This window comes from Shewanella piezotolerans WP3 (assembly GCF_000014885.1).
Classification (GTDB): Bacteria; Pseudomonadota; Gammaproteobacteria; order Enterobacterales; family Shewanellaceae; genus Shewanella; species Shewanella piezotolerans.
This window is the reverse complement of record NC_011566.1, coordinates 4,572,856-4,591,906: the sequence shown is the minus strand read 5'-3', so window position 1 is coordinate 4,591,906 and position 19,051 is coordinate 4,572,856. Positions and strand designations below refer to the sequence as shown.

The window sequence follows — 19,051 nt, the reverse complement described above, 5'->3', positions numbered from 1 at the left end:
GAGAGTTTAGCCTGTTAGCGCTTTTAGAGTACACTGCTTGGCAAACATTACTTTAGTATGTGCGTTATACGCCGCCATAACGAGCCTCACTACAAAACAATGCCAGTAACTTCATTACCCATTCACAGCTTATTAGATCCTATTCGCCATGCTTTTAATCAAGCGAATCAAGTGATACTTGAGGCGCCTACCGGAGCCGGAAAGTCGACGGCATTACCTTTGGCCATGCTGGACTGGGATGAGATCGACGGTAAAATCCTAATGCTTGAACCGCGCCGAGTCGCTGCTCGAAATGTTGCCCAGTTTATTGCAAGCCAGCGCGGCTGCCCATTGGGGGCTGAGGTTGGCTATCGAGTTAGAGGCGAATCAAAAGTTAGTCGCGATACCCGGCTTGAGATTGTGACAGAAGGTGTGCTGACGCGGATGATCCAAAACGATCCTGAATTGACAGGTATTGCGCTGGTAATATTTGATGAGATCCATGAACGTCATCTAACCACTGATTTAGGTTTAGCTTTAGCGTTAGAGATCCAAGCGAGTTTTCGCGAGGATTTAAAGTTACTGGCTATGTCAGCCACCTTGTCGGGATTACCGCTAAGCGAGTTGATGCCTGATGCGCTGACTCTGAGCAGTGAAGGGCGCAGCTTCCCGGTTGAGCAGTGCTATCGCGCCGCACCTGTGCAATCGCTATGGATCGATCACATGGCAAAAGTGATCGCAGATGCCTTGAATACCCAGCAACAGGGCTCATTGTTGGCATTCCTACCTGGGCAAGGGGAGATTAGGCGGCTGCAAAGTTTACTTGCACCGCGTTTAGACCCCAACTTATTTATTATCTGTCCGCTGTATGGCAGCTTGCCAACTAAAGCACAGGATCAAGCTATTGCGCCGCCGGTAACAGGTATTCGTAAAGTGGTACTCGCCACCAACGTAGCCGAGTCTAGTTTGACGATTGAGGGAATAACCCAGGTTATTGATTCAGGCTATAAACGCCAAGCAAGCTTTAATCCAAGAACTGGAGCGACGCGGCTATCACTTAAGCGGATAAGCCAAGCATCCGCGGCTCAACGTAGTGGGCGAGCTGGGCGGCTCATGGCTGGTTTTAGCACTCGATTGTGGAGCCAAGAGGAGCATGGACGATTGATAAAGGCTGATGAGCCTGAGGTCATGCATACCGATCTCATTACGATGGTATTAGATGGTGCGTACTGGGGCGTTAAATCTCTCGACGAGTTACCTATGCTAACTCAGCCGTCAAAAGCGAATGAAAAGGTTAGCTGGCAGTTACTTCGCTCGCTTGAAATGGTTGATGATAAACGGGTGATTACCGCTCATGGTCGTGCTGCTTATGAGCTGGGTTGCCAGCCACGTATTGCGCATATGCTGCTTAAAGCGCAGCGTTTATCAAGGCAAGAGAGTGATAATAATCTAGTGATGCTTGCAGCAATTTTGGCTGGCACTTTAGAGGCTAGAGGTCGCAGTCGTAAAGGCAGTGATATCAGCCATTATTTTCAAGAAGCTTTAACGTCTGAGGCTGGCAAACAGATCCGTCAGTGGCTTAATAGCTTAGGTGTTCGCAATGGTTCGTCGCACACTCTTTCAATGGTCGCAAGGCAGGCTGCTAGTGATGATATTGCCATGCTGCTGGCTTTTGCTTATCCCGATCGCATTGCCAAGCAGCGCGGCGCAAGCGGCTATCAGTTAGCAGGTGGTACGGGCGTCGAGTTAGCGAACGATGATAGCTTGTCAGGGCAACCTTGGTTAGTGGTTGCTGACTTTCAAGAGAGTGAAGGCCGCAGCAATGGCAAAGTCTATCTAGCTGCCACACTCAATGAACAATTATTTACTGATCAATTGTCGAGCTTAGTGGATACTATTGAGTACTGTGGATGGGATAACATTAAAGGACGATTTTTCGCCGAGCTACGACGTAACGTCGGTCAGATATCCCTCAGTAAAACCCCAGTTAAACAGTTAGATAAAAAGCTTATTAAAAATGCGATTGTAGAGCAGGTCGTACTCAATGGCTTAGCATTACTGAAATTTGATGAACGTACAGAGCAGTTGCGCTATCGAGTGGCGATTGCCAGCGACCTAGATAAATCGCATGATTGGCCAAGCTTAGATGACGAAAGCTTAATTGCATTATTGGATGATTGGCTAAAGCCCTATCTTGATGATGTGCGCAGTTTGGCACAATTACAGCAATTAGATTGTTATACTTTGCTGCTTAATTTAATGCCTTGGGCTACCCAACAGCACTTAGACCGAATATTGCCAATTAAATGGCTCATGGCCACCGGTACACATGCCAAGATTGAGTATGACGCTCAGAAGCGTGGACGGTTAAGTGTAAGGTTGCAAGAGGCCTTTGGTATGCAGCAGAGCCCTCAGTTAGTTAATGGTAAGTTAGTGCTTACTATGGAGCTGCTGTCGCCAGCTAGGCGACCTTTGGCATTAACGGCTGATTTAGCGAGTTTTTGGCAAGGTCCATATGACCACGTAAAGAAAGAGATGAAGGGCCGATACCCAAAGCATCTATGGCCTGATGACCCGGCAAATACACAGCCCACCAAATTTACTAAAAAGAAGACCTTTAGCTCACAATAGTGTTGAGCTAGGCAGCGGAACAGTAATGACTGATAAAGCGACACCAAAACCTAAAAAAACCACCAAGCGTCCAGCGGTAAAAAGAGTATCAGCCGGCAAAGGTGGTAAAAAAAGAGCCACTAAGAAATCTCCCCAAAAATCGGGTTGGGGCCGTAAAATATGGTCTATAACTTGGAAGCTTGGCGTTATTGCAGCAGTCGTTATTGCTGCTTATGGGATCTATTTGGATCAAATTATCGCACGCAAGTTTGAAGGGCAAAAATGGCATTTACCTGCGCAAGTGTTTAGCCGCTCTATGGCACTATATCCTGGAGCAGCTGTTAGCCACGGGCAGTTGATGTCTGAGCTAAAACTACTGGGCTATCGTAAAGTGGCTAACCCGCGCCAAGTGGGAGAGTTCTCTGCTTCAAAAACAAAAATTGATCTATGGCGTAGACCTTTCCTACATCCTAAAGGTGACCAAACAGAACAAAGAGTGATGATAACGTTTGACTCGAACGGCATAAGCTCTGTGGCAAGAAGTAGCGACCAACGCCAGCTGGCGGTATTTCATTTAGAACCGGTACTACTGGACAGAATTATTACCGGGGATGGAGAAGATAGATTATTTGTGGCAGCCGATAAGATGCCACAAGCGATAATTGATGCGCTTATCTTGGTTGAAGATCGCAGCTTCTACGAACATCACGGTGTTAATCCTTTTGCCATCTTGCGCGCGGCCATGGTGAATATCAGTGCTGGTCGGACAGTGCAGGGTGGTTCAACTTTGACCCAACAACTCGCTAAGAACTTCTTCCTTTCAAGTGAACGTTCACTGACGCGTAAGCTGCGTGAAGCCTTAATGGCGATTATTATCGATTTTCGTTATGAGAAAAACGAGATCCTAGAAGCTTACTTAAATGAAGTCTACATGGGGCAAGACAAAGCGCGGGGGGTTCATGGCATGGGACTCGCCTCACAATTCTATTTTGGCCGACCAATAGGCGAGCTAACCTTGCCTCAACAAGCATTCTTAGTCGCGGTGATTAAGGGGCCTTCCTATTACAACCCTTGGCGATATGAAGAGCGAGCACAGAAACGTCGTGATTTAGTGCTTAGGTTACTGATGGAAGCGGGAGAGCTGAATGTGGCTCAATATGAAGCTGCAGTTGAATCACCATTAGGACTAAGAAAGTCCGATAAACCAGTACACCAAAAACTGCCAGCGTTTTTCGCTGTGGTTAAGCGTGAATTGTCGACTCGATATGGTGAGGCATTATTGCAACAGTCAGGCATTAAGGTCTATACCACACTTGACCCTATGGCGCAGGAGGCGGCTGAGAAAGCGGTGAAACAGACCCTTAAGCAGCTAGGTAAGAATGATGAATCCTTGCAAGTTGGCATGGTGCTGACCGATAAATACTCAGCGGGTATTGCCGCAATGGTCGGTGATAAGGTACCAAGTTATCAAGGCTTTAATCGTGCAGTTGAGATAAGGCGACCTATAGGTTCGTTAATCAAACCATTTGTATATGCCACAGCGCTTAATCAACCGAAGAAGTACACCTTAGCAACGCCTTTAAAGGATGAACCTATCACCCTTAAAAATGGCCAAGGTAAAACCTGGTCACCGCAAAACGTAGATAGAAAATTTCGTGGCCAAGTGCCGCTATTGACTGCGTTTAAAAAGTCGATGAACGTGCCGACCGTTAACTTAGGAATGGCAATTGGTGTCAGCAGTGTGGCAACGACCTTAGACAAAGCGGGTTGGAAAGATAAGGTCCCTGAGTACCCATCAATGCTACTAGGCGCGGTTAATGGCTCACCACTCATGGTGGCGCAGGTGTTCCAGACCGTTGCAGATAATGGTCGTTATCGCCATTTAAACTCGGTTACCACGGTGCTAGATGAGAATAATCAACCGTTAGTCGCATCTAAGCGGGCAGCGACGCAAGCGATTCCTGTTGCAAGCAATTACCTGGTCAAATATGCCATGACACAAGTGGTCGACAATGGCACCGCTAAACGCTTGGGTAATGCTTTCCCTCGAGCGACACTTGCGGGGAAAACAGGTACCAGTAATGATTCACGTGATTCATGGTTTGCTGGTTTTGATGAGCGAAACGTAGCGGCTATCTGGGTTGGCCGTGACGATAACGGTAAAACAGGCCTCTACGGTAGCAGTGGCGCGATGGCAGTCTATCAAGCGTTTTTGAAAAATCGTCCTCCGCTGAGTCTGCGTATGGCGCCTGTTGATGGTACGGTTCAAGGTTATTTTGATCGTAATAGCGGCGCGGCGAAACAAGCTGACTGCGGCAATGTGATCAAGGTTCCTGCTTTAAGGGAAAGCTATCAGCCGGTGGCTAATTGTGGTGAGCCGCTACCGTGGTGGAAAAAGTTGATTGGCGGCTAGCAAAATAATAGCGGCTTTCTCCTTTGCTTTAAAGGAGCAAGTCGCTGTTGCTTTATGCTAGATCCAACTTTGCTCAATCGCGGTTGAAAAAGCCGTAGAGAAGTTAGACAAAATAGCATTATGGCCAGTAGTAAACATTTTAAATGACGCATCAATAGGCACTGTTTGATCACTGCTAGTAACGCTAACTGCAAGTACCGGGAATAACACTGTACTGGCGCGATTGACTAAATCTTGTGCTTCAGTTATTGAATATTTATCATTGCTAAGGCTGGCGGTAGAGACATTGGTTAGCTTGGAGCTTGTCACTCGCTTTATTACCGCGGAATTCACTAATTTGGCCAGTGATTCATCAGCGTCATTAACTACATCAGCTGTTTCTATATCAGTGGGTTCTACCCAAGTGTATTCATAGCCATCATTAAATTGGTAGCTGCGGTTATTTTCAAATTCAATTCTAGCTGCAGTGCTGTCGACAGGCAGGTGAAAAATAATACGACTAGCATCCGTACTTTTAGCGTAATCATTTTCCTGCGTTACATTATTGTAGCTATATTCAAATCTGACTTCTTGTTGGTTGCTTTCACTGCTGAGGACGCTAATACACTTAACACTGATCTCCTTAGTCGCTGTACAGAGTTGAGTGATAATAGCTTCAGATAAGCCCAATTGCAGCGCATCATTTTTGAAATTTTCATCAATTACGATTTCATCACCATCGTCTGGATGTAATATATTGTCGACGTATTCACAGCCGACTAAATTCAAACATAGCAAACTTACTAGCAGCATTTTAACTTTTGTATTCATTCCTTGAGTACTCTTTCTTACTGATTAATTAGGAGATAGCGACAATTTAGCATTGTTTTTATTAGTACTAGTAGTGAAACTTACACTTATTGGGTGTGGGCGAACATCCGGTTTCGATAACTGTTAGCGTTGACAGAGTTGAAATTCCGCTAACCTAGGCGTTATTGAGTCAGTATATTGTGACTATAGACAGAAACATTCATTGCTGGAGTGCTTAATGTGAGTCATTACAAACTGATGATTGATTATTCTGCCAATTTGGAACTCTATGCCGAATGGAATAAGGCTATATACTTATAGGTCTTTTATAGACCATTTAAAAGTGGCAATAACTCACTATTAATCTGAGGCGTTAGCTTATTGTTAGCAGCAGAATAAAGAGGTGAAAATGGATTTAAATCTGTTGAAAACGTTTGATGCGGTGATGAACGCCCGCAGTGTAAATGTAGCAGCTGAAGTACTAGGGATAACCTCTCCAGCGGTTAGCCAAGCGTTGAACCGGCTCCGAGAACAATATGGTGACCCACTATTTGTGAGAGCTGGGCGAGGAATACGACCGACTAGTTTTGCGGTGGAACTTCATGCTGAAATACAACAACCCTTGTTGCAGTTAGTCAACGGCACACAATCTCGTCACCTTTTCAATCCTAAAACCAGTCAACGAAAGTTCAGAGTATCTAGCCATAAAGATCTGGATCTAATGCTGATCCCAAGTTTGGTGAGATATCGCCAAAAAAAGGCGCCCCATACCAAGTTTATCGCCGACATTGAACACGACAGTGAAGAGTCTAGGCAAGATGATTTAAGGATGAGAAAGGTCGATATTATTATATCGACTGTGCAACTCGAAGAGCATGGTTATCATAACCAGTTACTTTTTAAACAAGACCTCGTTGTAGCCTTAAGCAGTGAACATCCTAGGATTCAAGGGAGAATGAGTGAAGATGCGTTTTTTGCTGAAGAACACATACTTTGGCAAACCAAAAGAATGGACCGCTATACCCTCAACTCAGTAGCCACTAAACACTTACCCTCAAGAAGAGTTGCTTACTCAACGGGGTCTGCGATGACGGGGCTTAACTTAGTGGCTGACACTGAATGGTTATGTGTCAGTTCACGTTGGCATTCTAACCAAGTTGCTGTGACGGGACGAATACAAGTGCTGGAGTTGCCATTTGCAACCCAGCAAGTACCAGTTTATATGACGTGGCACCATTCGCAGCACAAGGATGCTGGTCATCAATGGTTCAGAGAAGCAATAATGACCACTAGCTCCACACTATTTGGTTAGCACTGGTTAAAGTTTATTGGGTATTAATGATAAGTAAATCTTAATAGTTGTTTAAGTTTTACTCTATCGATACTGTGGCGATAACCTCTTAATATCTCCTTCATCAACGGGCCAAATAGTTGAGCCCGTCACTTTGAGAGAGTATCACTATGTTTAAATCTAACCTCATCGCAACATCAATTTGTGCAGTACTATTAGCTTCTGCAACAACGAGTGCGTTTGCTGCTAATACTGACTTAGTTCGTAGCGCCGACCCTTCTTTTTTCACTAACGCGCAAGTGCAGAGCCATTTGGCGAAAGTGGTTTGGCAAGATGAAGCGCACAATAAAGCTTACACCGAAAGCTCTGACATGATCCCAGTGGCAATGACGGAGTTTGCTAAGCAAATGGCCCCTAAAATACAAGAGATTGCGCCGGGTAAGCTCTACTCTATTTCCGGCTTTCAATTGGCATCAACGCTAGTTGCCGTAGGTGATGATGGTTTGATCATTGTCGATCCTGGTGAAAATGACACGGCGGCCAAAGCTTCTATGGACGCTTTCAGTCAATTTTCTAAGTTACCGGTAAAAGCGGTTATATATACCCATCGTCATCCTGATCATGCATTTGGCGCAGCAGGGTGGGGCGTGACGGAGGAGCAAGTGAAATCAGGTGAAGTTAAAATTATCGCGTCAGATAACTTTATCCCAAACCTTGTCAGTGATGTAGGAGTGACGGGAGCCATCCTGACGCAACGTACAGCTTATGCAAGTGTTTACTTGCCAAAGGCACCAGCAGGACGCCCGGCACAGTTTGGCTTAGGGCCAACCTTTACGGCAGGCCCCGTTTCGTTCTTCATGCCAAATGTTTTAGTGAGTAATGAGCAGCCATTAAAGATCACCGTCTCGGGCATCGATATGGAAGTTTTTGGTGCATACGGTGATGCAGGTGATGATGAAATCGATATCTATTTTCCTCAATTCAAGCATGTTCATGGTAGCGAAACAATTCAAGGTGAAACGTTCCCGAATCTATACACACTGCGCGGGACTAAATATCGCGATGTACAAAAATGGTATGAAGGTATCGACCACTTGTTAGCTTATTCGGAAAAGGCCAATACCTATAGTGGTTCTCATATGCGAGCTTGGGTTGGTCACGACTTTATTAACCAACGCATAACTAATTACCGCGATGCCATTCAATATGTGCATGACCAGTCTGTTTACTATATTAACCGTGGTATTAAGCGCGATGAACTTGCTGAAAAAGTTATTTTGCCTGAAAACCTAGCGAATGACCCTTGGTTAGGTGAGTACTACGGTACTGTTGCTCACTCTGTGCGTAATATTTATAACGGTTACCTAGGCTGGTGGGAAGGCGATGCAACTAAGCTTGCTCGTCCTGCGGTAAAAGAGATGGCTCAAGACTATGTCGATGCCATGGGTGGTGAGGCTAATGTGATTAAGATGGCGCAAAAAGCCGTTGATACGGAAAACTATGGTTGGGCGGCTGAGATATTAACTCATGTGAACAACGTTGACCCAGCAAATATGGATGCGCGTAACTTAAAGGCTGAAGCATTACGTGAGTGGGGTTACAAGCAAACCAATATTTATTGGAGAGGATTTGCCGTTGCTGATGCTGGAGAACTTGATGGCACGTTAGATCGCTCAGTTGCTTGGGATTTTGCAAACCCAGCTATTGTGAAAGTACTACCTACAACCAAGATTTTAGCCACGCAGCGTGTGAACCTTAATGCTGAACGCGCCAAAGGCCAAGCATTATCTATCAATATTAAGGTGTCAGATACTGGCGAAGTGGCCAACTATACCGTACGAAATGAGATTGCTATCTTCTCGTTAAAACTAGACCCTAATGCTGATGCTACATTAACTGGTAAGAAGCTAGAAATGTTGGGATATTTCACAACGGGTGATGCTAGCAAAGCTCAAGTATCGGGTGATAACAAGTCAGTCGAAACCTTCTTTAGCTTATTTGACCACAACAAGGCAAATGATATTAATCTGGTTTTACCAAACTAATTAGTGTGTAAAGGGTGTAAAGGATGAAAAGCGGTTCATAGTGAGCCGCTTTCTTAGTTTGGCGGTTGAACTTGTTGTTCATGGGCTGCTAATTATTTGCGTCTTTTCTAACTCAATAGCGTCTCAAGAGGTAACTAAACACTTTATTTATTCGGAGTTAACCATGATCAAACTTATTAGCTTTAAAAATTGCCCCTTTGTACAACGCGTAATGGGTGCACTTGTTAGCAAGAATATCCCTTTTGAAATCGAATACATTGAACTTAGCAATAAACCTCAATGGTTTTTAGACATTTCCCCTAATGGCCAAGTGCCAGTACTCATTACTGAAGATGAAACCGTACTATTTGAGTCTGATGCCATTGTCGAGTACTTAGATGATAAATATGCACCTATTGAACAGGTATCGGCCGAACAAAAGGCGCTAGATCGAGCTTGGTCATATCAAGCGAGTAAGCACTATATGGCTCAATGCGGCACTATGGGGAGTAAAGACCAAGAGACCTTTGAAGCACGCTTAGCTAAGCTATCAAAGTCGTTCGCTAAAGCTGAAAATAAACTTGGCGACAGTGCTTTCTTTAAAGGCAGCACCATCTCTAATGTTGATATTGCGTGGTTACCGATATTACACCGAGCTGATGTTATTAAGCGCTGTTCGGGTTTTGATATGCTCGATGGTTTTCCTAAAGTACAGAAGTGGCAAGCCGCTTTGATAGAATCCGGTCTTGCAGATAAAACGGTACCAGATGATTTCGTTAACAGCTTCAGTAATTTCTATTTGAAGAATACCTATCTGGCGAGCTTGGTTGCTGGTGCTGTCATTAATGGCAAGGCGAGCTGCTGCGCCACTGACTCTTGCTGTGCTTAGTTGTTGAATATCATCGCCCTGTTATGTATCAGGGCGATATTTTTATTACATAGTATTCTTGCGCAGGCGTGTTATTTGATCCAGCATAGGCCTTGTTTCGACAAGCTGTGAGGAGTAGCCATTGGATCTGTTTGAGGAATATCGAAAGCAACAAGCTTGGCGAAATTGGCCCCATTATCTACAGCATGTTCCTTTTAAAAGCAGTGACGTTGTCATCGACCTCGGCTGCTCTGTGGGGGGGATGTCATCATTGTTAGCGTCTGAAGTTAAACAGGTGGTTGGGATCGATATAAACCGAAGCTTTATCGACTTCTGCCAGCAACATCAAAGTGCAAATCAAACTTTCATTCACAGCGATTTTGATAGTATTGATTACCAGGCGTTGGGTGAGATTAACGGCGTATGGGCAAGTTTCTCGCTATCCTACCTATCGAATCCGCTTGAGTATCTGACGAAGCTGCATGCTATTATTCAGCCTGGTGGCTGGGTAGCTGTGCTCGATGTCGCAAGTTTTATCTCTGCTAATCTCAGTCTCGACAGTGCTTTTTATGACAAGGTGCGTCAGTTTGAACTGCAGTCGGCACAATCTGGGATCTATGATTTTGACTTCGGCGACAAAATGCAGCTGATGTTGCAGCAGGTTGGTTTTGAAATTGGCTACGTCGATAATGATGTTACCGACCTTGAACTTAACTTTTTAGGCGCTGCGCGGGCAGATGTGATCTTGGGCTGGTCTGCAAGGCTTAAGCGTATACAAAAATTGCGGCAGTTACTTGGAGGTGATTATTGCAGCTTTTGTTCTGATTTACTGGCAAACCTTCAATCGCCACAGCATCAACAACGAGGCTGCGTTAAATATGTTATCGCTAAGAAAGCAGAGTGAACTGATTATTTTAACCTTGCGGTGAGTCAACTTTTCTTCTGAGCGCGACAAGCATAGCAAGAAAAACTTGTTATGCTTTTTTCGATTATCTACTCACTAAGTCTAGGCGTCGACAAAGATGACTTCACCCGTAATGAATCCATCGACAGAACGCTCAAAGGCTTTGCCTACCAATGCGCTTGGAACAGGCTCAAATCCTGGCATCATTTCGCCGTAAACATCCCATGCTTCTGTTAATACGGTTGGGTTTACAACATTAATGCGTTGATTTCTAGGCATTTCAAAAGCAACACATTTGGTAAAGGTGTCAATAGCACCACTCGTGGTGGCGTCGGCAATAGCAAAAGGGATCGGCTTAACATTAAGTATGCCGCTTATCAGTGTGAACGAGCCGCTGTCAGCGATATACTCTTGGCCAATACGCACTAAGTTTATTTGTCCCATCATCTTGCTCATTACCGTGTTCATCCACTGGGCATCTGTCATTTCAGTGAAGTTGGCGTATTCACATACACCGACTGTGTTCACTACAGCATCAAATTGACCGACGCTTTTATAGAGGTCTCTGATTGATTGCTCATCGGTAATATCAACGATGTGGTCAACGTCACCAGAGCGACCTGCGGTAATCACCTTGTGCTTTCCAAGACCCATTAATGCCGCTTGTCCCATTTTTCCGAGTGCACCAATTAAAATTACTGTTTTCATTTCGTTCTCCAATCATTCACTTTGTTTCGATGCCGAGATAGTAGAGGGCTTGCTTAACAAATAGAAACAAAGCTTATTTGTTAGTGATACAAATTATTCTTGTGTAATGTTGGTCTAGGATCGGCGGCTGGGTTAACTTTAGAGTGGCAAGTCGATAAATGAGGGGAATGAACTGTGAGTAAACTAGACCGATTAGACATTAAGCAGCTACGGGTATTCCAAGCGCTGATCCGCGAACAGAATGCCTCTAAAGCGGCGAGCCAACTGGGGATGACTCAGCAAGCGGTGAGTGAGCATTTGAAAAAACTGCGTGATGTGTTCGATGACCGCTTGTTTCTGCGAAAAACCAATGGTTTTGTGCCGACGCCTTTTGCTGAGGAGCTATCCATCGGCGTCGATAAGCTATTAAACGATTTTAAGGCGTTGTTAGCACCTAGCTGTTTTGAACCGCAAACTATTAGCGGTACCTTCGTGATTGCCGCCACCGATTATGCTCAACAGGTGGTGTTACCATAATTGATGGCAAAGTTAAGACGGCTGTCGCCGAATTTGAAGTTGATTGTTAGGGATTTTGAGATCGATAAACTGCATGATCTAATGCAAAGCGGCAAAGTGAACCTAGCGATAGCCTTCCCTGATTACATTCCTGATAGTTACCCAATAGTTACGCTGTTTGAAGAGCATCATGTCTGCGTGGCTTCTCCAAACGCCTCGATAGCACAATTTCCCCCTTCACTGGCGGACGTGGCTAACTACCCGAGTATTATTGCTTCGCCATCTAGGCCCAATTTTAAAGGCTCGATTGATGATTGGTTTAAGCAGTTTGGTTTAAAGCGCAATATCGTTATATCTGCGCCCTGTTTTTCAGTTGTGCCTATGTATCTTAAAACCACAGACTCAATAGCATTCTTGCCATCGAGAGCGATTAAAGGCTTGGACTTAATTGAAATAGCATTAGAGCAGTCGCCCGATAAGTTTGATGTTATTGCGGCATGGCATCCTCGTTATAACGAAGATGCATTGCAAAAATGGGTAGTTTCGCTATTAAAAGAGAGCGAGTAATTAAAGCTTAGCGCTCGCTACTTCATTTCTTTTTACGACGTTTCACTTTAGCGGGTTTCTGTTGTAGCCAAATATAGCAGCCCGTTAAAGACATGATGATCAGTGCGAATGCGACCAGATCCATCAGCCAAGGGCCTAAAGTGCCAAAGAAACGACCACTGTGTAGATCCAGTAAGACTCGTTCCCAGTGCAGTCGACTGCTACGGATTTGCTCGGCGGCCTCCGAAATATCAGTACCTTCTATCGGCTTAATCCAAGGAATTGCCGCTAACGGTTGTGCTGGTGACCAATCAATCAAATCACTATCAGCAACAAATACTCCAGCTTGAGTTTTAAGCCATAGGTTTTGTTGTAACCCTATTGCATGAATATGGGAGGGAAGGCCTGTGGCACTGTCTTGGGTTTCCAGCAACTCGCCGCTTGAGGACATTAAATACAGATGACTTGCATCGATAGCAACCAGCATATTGTTATAGTGGGTTACTGCTAACACTAGGCTGTTTGCTTCGAGTATGAGCTGATTGTCTAGCCAGACTTGATTTCCAGCACTAATGAGTTTCTTTGGGCTTTGTTGGTAAAAGCTTATCTCAGTGGGGGCTTTAATACCGTAGTAATCGAGTAACCAGCGCTGTTTTACTTGGGCACTATCGAGCGAAAGAGCATTACTGTGATTAATGAGTACCCCTGACACGGCAATAAAGATGACCAATAGGGTGGAAAATATCCCAATCCTACGATGCCAAGGGCGTAATTGTCGTAACAGTTTGACTCTAAAGCTGGGGTGTTTGCGCGTCATTCTTTATCTTTATTTATCACATAATCGTCTAGATACAGGGCAATGCGCGATAACTTAGTTAACGCTCTAACTGATAATGTAGCACCTGTTATGCCATCAATATGTGTATCGAGTTGTAAGTCTTGCTTGAGTTTGGCTGATTTAAACTGATCAGTAAAGAAATCATGTCTGACTTCATCGCCGCGACTCTCTCGATAAACTAGTACTTTTGTTTGGGCAATCGCACTGTCTTTGACATGAATGCCGACTGTGATGGGGGACTCTTTGCCAATTTCATCCATGATCCATACGCTTTCATCTGCTTGTTGCCAGTAGCGTAGACGCATCTTTTTAAAGTTATGGGCAAGAATAGATTCAATGGCTTGTTTTGCGGTATCGTCAATCCAGAATACTTTTGCTTTTGGCACTTCAGCATTAAAAGCCTGGCCAATAAACTCTTCTGGTGTTTGGTAGGTCCCTCTAGCGTTTACTGCAGCGCTCGTCAGTGAGCAACAAAATAAGACAGATAATACAACGAGGGGTAGTTTCATATTGCGCTAGCTCGTGTGAGAGGAATTGAATGAGTGCTCAAGGTTGAGCACTCATTTTTAGGTCAGTTTAGTTCAAATTAGAACTGGTACCCAACACCTAAGTTGAATCCGTCAGCGTCTTTAGCGCCGCCAACTTTTTCGTAGTCTGCTTTAAATACTACGTTTTCGTGCAACCAGTAGTTAATACCTACATTGGTTTGCTCTATTTTAGTATCGTCGCTGCTACCTGCGTTGTTGTCATACTCGTTGTAGCGAGCAAATAGGCCAAAGCTATCGTTGAACTTGTAAGATGGCTCAATGTACCAACCATTTTGCTCGTCACGTCCTAAAGCTTCGGCTTCTTTACCATCGATATCCCACTGTGCGTAAAGTGCTTTAACAGTGAAACCTTGGATAGAATAGATTGCGTGCGCAGAAAGCAATGTGGCAGATGCTGTGTCAACGCCACCAGCACTTTGCGTTAGGTCAGCTTGATATTGTGCAGTCGCTGCTAGCTCAAGACCAGGTACCGCAGTGTATTTAACACGAGCCGTGTAGGCTAAATCTGAAGCGTCGGCTTTAGCTACTTTTTGACGGCCGCCACGAATGCTATAAGTTTCATCAACTTTAAGACCTGAAGTAATTGCACCATCAAACGCTAAACCTGGAGCCGCTTTTAAGTTAAGTGCAGCACCGGCTTCCCACCAAGTTGCTGGGATGATGTTTTTCTCAACTGGGTTACGCTCAACACCGTAGAAAGTTGGTGGCTCATGAGTTTCATTAATAATACCGACTGGTACTAAGAATAGACCCGCTTTACCAGTAAACATGTCGTTAAAGTCATGCTCGATATACGCTTGCTCTAGCTCAACTTCACCTGGCTTGTCGTCACCTGAAAGTGCATGCTCAACTTCTAGCTCAGAGAAGAAACGAGTGCTTTCTGTGAACTCATGGCCAAAGAAAAGTACGAAGCGGTGGAAATCAATCGCTTTCTTATCTTTACCAGACTTATTGTCAGTGATGTTGTTGTAATGTAGCTCACCGTAACCACCGATAGTGGTTGCACTCTTAGATTCTGAAGCTGACTCTTCAACTACATCTGCGGTTTTCTCTACACGCATTTCAGTTTCATCGAGACGTTTTTCAAGATCTTGTAACACTTTCTGTTGCTGCTCAATAATCTTACGTAGCTCAGCTGTTTCATCAGCAGCATAAGCTCCTTGAGTTGCAAACATGCTAACTAGCGCAGTAGCAAGTAAGGTTTTCTTCATCATCATTCTATCCCTTTGTTATGGCGGGTTGTAAAATTTGTGGAGGAGTTTACCAATTGATTAACATAATGCAAATTATTCTCATTTAAATTATGATTAAGATCAAGGTTTGTAAATTATTTGTGTTAATGTTTATGGCCATGTAATTTATATGGTTATATTAAGTTGTTGCAAATCAATCGGTTGTGGGGCTTGTGTTTTTGAGGGAAATAGGAAGGATTTTTCTTTACGTTTGTAAATTTTCGGCCGAATGAAAAATTAAAGAGTTAGCAAAGCCCATTAGCGCACTAATGTAAGATTTTTATGCTGTAACAGCGACGCTAAGCATGGCCTAAATACACTCGGCAATGACTGAAATTTCTACGGCTACATTTAGTGGTAAGCTGCTGCAACCTATGACTGAGCGAATGTGACCTGCTTTATGCTGTAGCACTTTACTGAATAGATCGGATGCACCATCAAGTACTTTTGCATGCTGGTTAAAGTCGTCAGTGGCATTGATGAAACCTTCCACTTTAATGATGGTTTTTAATGAATCGAAGCCGATTGCCTGGTTAACTTGGCTGAGAATATTGAGCGCACTCAGTTGTGCGGCTTGGTAACCCTCATGCAAACTAAGCTCTTGGCCTAGTCGCCCTTGATAACGCGGCACGCCATTGACGATAGGAAGTTGACCTGAGATAAAAAGCTGCTTGCTGGACAAAAGGTATGCTTGGTAATTGCCACCAGGGGCGGGGGCATTCGGTAACTCAAAGCCAAGTCGCTGTAAGCGCTGTATCACACTGATCATCTGTTATCCTTAATTGGGTATTTTTACTAGCAGCAATAGGTGCCAAGACGTGTTATTCCGCGATACAGAAGGTTAAATCACCTTCTGTATCGGTCACGGCTATTACCCAATACATCTAGTATTGGACCTGCTCAGAGCCACTCAGGCCTTTCAATTTCCGCTGAATGGTCAAACTTTTAGTGCAACTGCTATAAATTGTTAGTCAGCGAATTTAAACGGAATGTGAGCCCGCATTGATACCACCATCAATAAAGTGAGTTTGTCCTGTAACGAACTCTCCACCTTTACCAGACAGCAGCATTACCCAACTAAGAATATCGTCTAAGTGACCTAACTTTCCTAGTGGGTGTAGCGATGCCAGGCTAGTTAGGGTGTCTTTATCCATTAGTTTGTCATAAAGCGGCGTTTCGATAATGGCCGGGGCAAGGGTGTTCACCCGGATATTATCTTTAGCGAACTCGATTGCGAGGTGTCGAGTCAGTGTATGCATGGCGCCTTTAGCGACTTGCGATGCTGAAGCGGGGGTGGCTTCTATTGGATTCTCAACCCACATAGAACCTATGTTGATGATTACGCCATTTTTTTGGGCTTGCATTGTCGGGATGACGGCTTGGGCACTGAAGTAGCTTCCTTTAACCGTTGTTGCGTAGTAAGCATCGAGGTTTTCTTCCGTTTCTTCGAGGAATGGTTTAGGTACAAATGCCCCTGCATTGTTGATGAGCACATCAATCGTGCCAAAGTTATCTAGTGCAGTCTGTGCTAACCGTAAGGTAGTACTTTTTTGGCCAATATCGCCAATAACAGTCTTTATTCGATGGCTGTGGTTGTTATTTTCTGCAATAAAACTGCTGAGTTTTTCTTCACTGCGGGCGTTTATTACCACATTTGCTCCGGCTTCTAAAAAAGCTTGTGCAATCGCTCTGCCCATACCAGATGCTGCGCCTGTTACGATGATCGTTTTGTTTGAATGCATGATTTGTGCTCCTATTTAGGTTGCACAAAAGACTAACGAAAATTAAAGTATATAAATAATCGATATTTTTTATGTTTTCTATAGAGGTTGTCTATATGGAGTTGCAGCAGATAAAGTATTTCTTGGCTGTGGTAGATAGCGGGACTTTTCTTGCTGCTTCGAAAAAAGTCTTTGTTACGCAGCCGACCTTATCTGCGGGGATCCGTAAGTTAGAGGAATCCTTGCAGGTAAAGTTATTCCACCGTGGTAGCCGAGTTGCATCGCTTACACCCGCGGGTAAGCAGTTCATTGCTACCGCCAGGCAGTCTTATAATCAGCTTATGACGATAAAGTCTGAATTGAGTCATGAGCCGCAAAAATTGGTTATCGGCGTATTGGTGAATATTCATATGGATCATGTCGCTAAAATTATTGGAGTTTTTCGCCGCACTTATCCGCATATTTTGATTGAATTTATCATTGCTCATGACCAAGAGTTGCAACAGCTCCTCAAACAGCAAAAGATTGACCTTGCCATTGTGAATAGCCACACCAAAGCAGACAGTTTTGTGCCCCTAATTCCTGAGAAAATGTGTGTAGTGGTATTAAAGAGCACCCTATGGCTAATCAGTCATCTACTACCTTAGCGGCTTTGGATGCTGAACTGTTTATTGAGCGGTTAAAGTGTGGTTTTTGGCAGGAGCTACAGGATCTGTTTAAAGCAAAACAGATTGTCCCTCATACTGTCATGAAAGCTGAGAATGATGAATTTGTGCTATCGCTTGTGGCTGAAAACTTAGGCGTTTCCATCATCACAGATAGAGCTACCCCTTATCAAGTCGCCTTTATTCCAATCGATGACTTTAAAATTGAGCAATATATTGGCATTGCCATATCCACAACAGATTTTGCAGCGCATGTTCAGGTGTTGTTCGACACAATAATTGGCCATTACTGTAACAATTGAAGCCGGTGTTTGTTGATGGGCGCGGGTATTTATCCTGTCTCCTGTGTGCAGACGAGTCATCGGGTGAGTCAAATTTCAATCATGGTATACAATGCTCGGCCACTTTAAAGGCTAACAAGATTGTTGAGTGACTATGTTTCTAAGTTCTTTCTCTAAAAAAGTAAACCAGTCAGTTGTGATTGCTCCTGAACAAGCGAGTGAGTTTGCTAAAAGCGTTGCCCATGATTTCAATCCAATCCATGACGTTGCCGCAAAGCGTTTTTGTGTACCTGGCGATCTGCTTTTCTCTTTAGTATTAAATGAATATGGTCTTAGCCAGAAAATGACCTTTAATTTTGCGGGGATGGTAGGTGATGGCGTTAAGCTGCAGTTTCCAGCTGCAATCGAAGAAGATTTCGATATTAGAGATGACAAAGATAAATGCTATCTAAATGTGCACCGTAGTGGTGATGTAAGACATTGCGATGTGCAAATCGAGTCTTTCATTCGCAAATATGTGGCATTTTCAGGCCTTAACTTTATGCATATTTTGGTGCCGATGATGAAACAGCACCAAATGATGATTAATCCCGCAAGACCTTTGGTCATTTATGAAAGCATGTCTTTTGATTTAACGACCCTTGATTTTACTGAGGTTGAGTTGACCTTGGTCGCGCAAGACTTAAAAATTGAAGGTAAGCGTGGTGATGTCACACTGACTTTTGAATTGCACAGTGGTGACACGCTAGTTGGGACAGGTATCAAAACGTTAGTGATGAGCGGCCTGCGTCCTTATGTTGAAGAGCAAGCGCAGCAGATGTGTGATACCTATGAAGAGCGCCGACTCAGCTATACTGGCTAAGCTATAGCGTTTAACTTGCTATCAGACATTCGTCAATGATTGTTGATAAACCGACTAATGACACTGGTGATTAGTCGGTTTTTTGTTTTAAAGCGATGATTTAAGCAGCAGCCAATCCGATTTGACTTTGTGAGTGAATAAACTGTGAACTGGCTCACTTGAGGCTAGAGGATAGATAACGCATTCTGTTTGCCCCTATTATTTGTATTTCGGTACGAATAATAGAGATCCGTTCGGATGAAGGTAGCAGGAGAGTAGGTAACGATACCACTTCCAT

18 protein-coding genes are annotated in these 19,051 nt (G+C 44.1%); 11 read left to right on the top strand and 7 right to left on the bottom strand.

Annotated features, from left to right (window positions below; translation table 11 throughout):
- The first annotated feature begins 57 nt into the window (after positions 1 to 57).
- Complete coding sequence (gene hrpB, locus SWP_RS19530; protein ID WP_020914360.1) at positions 58 to 2,610, top strand: ATP-dependent helicase HrpB; 2,553 nt, start codon at positions 58 to 60, stop codon at positions 2,608 to 2,610.
- A gap of 25 nt (positions 2,611 to 2,635) precedes the next feature.
- Positions 2,636 to 5,002, top strand: coding sequence for a penicillin-binding protein 1B (gene mrcB / locus SWP_RS19525; protein WP_020914359.1), 2,367 nt, complete (start codon positions 2,636 to 2,638; stop codon positions 5,000 to 5,002).
- A gap of 57 nt (positions 5,003 to 5,059) precedes the next feature.
- On the opposite strand, the gene SWP_RS19520 is transcribed toward mrcB, so the two are convergent.
- Positions 5,060 to 5,812 (bottom strand): hypothetical protein, encoded by a 753-nt coding sequence (locus SWP_RS19520; protein ID WP_020914358.1) that lies wholly within the window; start codon positions 5,810 to 5,812, stop codon positions 5,060 to 5,062.
- A gap of 388 nt (positions 5,813 to 6,200) precedes the next feature.
- On the opposite strand from SWP_RS19520, the gene SWP_RS19515 reads away from it, so the two are divergent.
- From SWP_RS19515 to SWP_RS19500, 4 genes are all read left to right on the top strand, one after another.
- Positions 6,201 to 7,103 carry a LysR family transcriptional regulator gene (locus tag SWP_RS19515; protein ID WP_020914357.1) on the top strand — a complete coding sequence of 301 codons (903 nt, stop codon included), beginning with the start codon at positions 6,201 to 6,203 and terminating at the stop codon, positions 7,101 to 7,103.
- A 149-nt stretch (positions 7,104 to 7,252) separates the two neighbouring features.
- Positions 7,253 to 9,127 carry an alkyl sulfatase dimerization domain-containing protein gene (locus SWP_RS19510; RefSeq protein ID WP_020914356.1) on the top strand — a complete coding sequence of 625 codons (1,875 nt, stop codon included), beginning with the start codon at positions 7,253 to 7,255 and terminating at the stop codon, positions 9,125 to 9,127.
- A gap of 163 nt (positions 9,128 to 9,290) precedes the next feature.
- The gene (locus SWP_RS19505) at positions 9,291 to 9,995 is read left to right on the top strand and encodes a glutathione S-transferase family protein (RefSeq protein WP_044556545.1); all 705 of its coding nucleotides are present in this window, start codon (positions 9,291 to 9,293) and stop codon (positions 9,993 to 9,995) included.
- Positions 9,996 to 10,116: 121 nt separating this feature from the next.
- Positions 10,117 to 10,878, top strand: a complete 762-nt coding sequence (locus SWP_RS19500; protein WP_020914354.1) for a class I SAM-dependent methyltransferase — start codon at positions 10,117 to 10,119, stop codon at positions 10,876 to 10,878.
- A 102-nt stretch (positions 10,879 to 10,980) separates the two neighbouring features.
- On the opposite strand, the gene SWP_RS19495 is transcribed toward SWP_RS19500, so the two are convergent.
- Positions 10,981 to 11,586 carry a short chain dehydrogenase gene (locus SWP_RS19495; RefSeq protein ID WP_020914353.1) on the bottom strand — a complete coding sequence of 202 codons (606 nt, stop codon included), beginning with the start codon at positions 11,584 to 11,586 and terminating at the stop codon, positions 10,981 to 10,983.
- Positions 11,587 to 11,760: 174 nt separating this feature from the next.
- On the opposite strand from SWP_RS19495, the gene SWP_RS24575 reads away from it, so the two are divergent.
- Positions 11,761 to 12,102 carry a LysR family transcriptional regulator gene (locus tag SWP_RS24575; protein ID WP_020914352.1) on the top strand — a complete coding sequence of 114 codons (342 nt, stop codon included), beginning with the start codon at positions 11,761 to 11,763 and terminating at the stop codon, positions 12,100 to 12,102.
- A 3-nt stretch (positions 12,103 to 12,105) separates the two neighbouring features.
- A complete protein-coding gene (locus SWP_RS24570) occupies positions 12,106 to 12,648 on the top strand; it encodes a LysR substrate-binding domain-containing protein (RefSeq protein ID WP_020914351.1) in 543 nt (180 codons plus the stop codon).
- Between the two features lie 22 nt (positions 12,649 to 12,670).
- Here the strand turns inward: SWP_RS24570 and SWP_RS19485 are convergent, their stop codons facing one another.
- From SWP_RS19485 to SWP_RS19465, 5 genes are all read right to left on the bottom strand, one after another.
- Positions 12,671 to 13,444 (bottom strand): PepSY-associated TM helix domain-containing protein, encoded by a 774-nt coding sequence (locus SWP_RS19485; protein ID WP_020914350.1) that lies wholly within the window; start codon positions 13,442 to 13,444, stop codon positions 12,671 to 12,673.
- Positions 13,441 to 13,974, bottom strand: coding sequence for an FMN-binding protein (locus tag SWP_RS19480; protein ID WP_020914349.1), 534 nt, complete (start codon positions 13,972 to 13,974; stop codon positions 13,441 to 13,443). Before SWP_RS19480 ends, SWP_RS19485 begins: the two co-directional genes overlap by 4 nt.
- 77 nt (positions 13,975 to 14,051) lie before the next feature.
- A complete protein-coding gene (locus SWP_RS19475) occupies positions 14,052 to 15,230 on the bottom strand; it encodes a porin (RefSeq protein WP_020914348.1) in 1,179 nt (392 codons plus the stop codon).
- A gap of 325 nt (positions 15,231 to 15,555) precedes the next feature.
- Positions 15,556 to 16,014 carry a RidA family protein gene (locus SWP_RS19470; protein ID WP_020914347.1) on the bottom strand — a complete coding sequence of 153 codons (459 nt, stop codon included), beginning with the start codon at positions 16,012 to 16,014 and terminating at the stop codon, positions 15,556 to 15,558.
- A gap of 211 nt (positions 16,015 to 16,225) precedes the next feature.
- Positions 16,226 to 16,987 carry an SDR family NAD(P)-dependent oxidoreductase gene (locus SWP_RS19465; protein WP_020914346.1) on the bottom strand — a complete coding sequence of 254 codons (762 nt, stop codon included), beginning with the start codon at positions 16,985 to 16,987 and terminating at the stop codon, positions 16,226 to 16,228.
- Positions 16,988 to 17,058: 71 nt separating this feature from the next.
- On the opposite strand from SWP_RS19465, the gene SWP_RS24785 reads away from it, so the two are divergent.
- The 3 genes from SWP_RS24785 to SWP_RS19450 all read left to right on the top strand — a co-directional run bounded on the left by SWP_RS24785 (position 17,059) and on the right by SWP_RS19450 (position 18,774).
- The gene (locus SWP_RS24785; protein WP_079891966.1) at positions 17,059 to 17,613 is read left to right on the top strand and encodes a LysR family transcriptional regulator; all 555 of its coding nucleotides are present in this window, start codon (positions 17,059 to 17,061) and stop codon (positions 17,611 to 17,613) included.
- Positions 17,586 to 17,933 carry a LysR family transcriptional regulator substrate-binding protein gene (locus SWP_RS24780; RefSeq protein ID WP_020914344.1) on the top strand — a complete coding sequence of 116 codons (348 nt, stop codon included), beginning with the start codon at positions 17,586 to 17,588 and terminating at the stop codon, positions 17,931 to 17,933. Before SWP_RS24785 ends, SWP_RS24780 begins: the two co-directional genes overlap by 28 nt.
- Before the next feature lie 133 nt (positions 17,934 to 18,066).
- Positions 18,067 to 18,774 (top strand): DUF3581 domain-containing protein, encoded by a 708-nt coding sequence (locus SWP_RS19450; protein WP_020914343.1) that lies wholly within the window; start codon positions 18,067 to 18,069, stop codon positions 18,772 to 18,774.
- Positions 18,775 to 19,051 lie beyond the last annotated feature (277 nt).